The organism is Bradyrhizobium sp. URHD0069, from assembly GCF_000701345.1.
Lineage (GTDB): Bacteria > Pseudomonadota > Alphaproteobacteria > Rhizobiales > Xanthobacteraceae > Bradyrhizobium.
This window is the reverse complement of the sequence record NZ_JNIJ01000131.1, coordinates 1-1,147: the sequence shown is the minus strand read 5'-3', so window position 1 is coordinate 1,147 and position 1,147 is coordinate 1. Positions and strand designations below refer to the sequence as shown.

Here is a 1,147-nt window from a genome sequence, read left to right as displayed (position 1 = left end):
GTTTCATGAAACACCCAAACTTGGTGTCCATCAAACCGGCAGCAGCTCAACTCGCAAATCAGCAGGGCAGTCTTGCCGAACTACTGGTCGCATCGTTCGTTAACTTGAAATGCAGTATCGTGGGAAAGAATACAGCATCGTCCAAGGCATCAAGCCTGGCACATGGAAGTGGACGGTCCGCTTAGACGAAAACAACGTCAGAACCGGAGTAGATAAAACGCGGTCGGCTGCGATGGAAAGCGTAGGACGTCTGGTTGATCGGGCGCTAGCGCCCAAAAAGGTGAAGCTTAGCCGACCTTCAGATTAGTCGCCGCCCGATCGGCGCGCTGCACCCATACGCTGCATTGGCAGAAAAAGAGCGCCGACCGATATCGGCTCGCACGAAAGCGGCGTTGGCAGCGAAGAAGGCAGGCGGGTCTAGGCTCGGCAACCCGCGCAATCTCGATCTTGCCGGCTCGTCCGGAAGGGCAGCCCAAGTTCGGGCGGCGGACGAATTCGCCTTGGGGCTGGCTCCGGTAATTCAATTCAGGCAGTCCAAACTGCAGGGGTTTTGAGTCTCGCTTCGATGGCGACCGCGCTCAACGATCGGGGTATTGGATCTTCCCGTGGCGGGAAATGGCACTCATCTTCGGTTGCTAACGTGCTTTCCCGCGCAGGTCTTCCGGACCGTGTCGAGGCCCTTTTTATAGACGATATCGGTGCCGCCGCTTCCCCACTCGTACACAGCTAGCGCTTACTCTCGCCAGGCCCTATGCCGGTCGTACTGGCGATCGGCCTCTCCGCTCCCCCGTGTGGAACGACGCCGGGAGGTACCAGGTTCGGTCTTCTGCTTCATATCGATAGTGCCGGTCCGGCCCGCCAATGCAAATGCCAGCACGACGCAAAGCGCTACCGCGCCGAAAATAATATCTCCTCAACCCGATAGCACTTAATGATTGAGAAGGAGATGAGTTCCCGTCAGCGCTCGGAGCGCATGTAGTCCTTAGACGCCCTCACCGGCGTTGCGTATGACGACGACAGCCAGATAGGATACTGGCGATCGGCGCGGTTACGATAAAGCGAGACCGCGCATCGAAATTGCTATCAAGCCCTGCGCTTAACCGGTTTCTTCTTGTGGGAAGTGAGGTTCTTCAAATACACGAGGCCG

The 1,147-nt window shown here is 57.4% G+C and carries 1 protein-coding gene; it reads left to right on the top strand.

What is annotated here, in order from left to right; genetic code table 11:
* Positions 1 to 185, top strand: a 185-nt coding sequence (locus N554_RS41620) for a hypothetical protein (protein ID WP_210165389.1), incomplete at its 5' end; no start/stop codon positions are given.
* Positions 186 to 1,147: the final 962 nt, after the last annotated feature.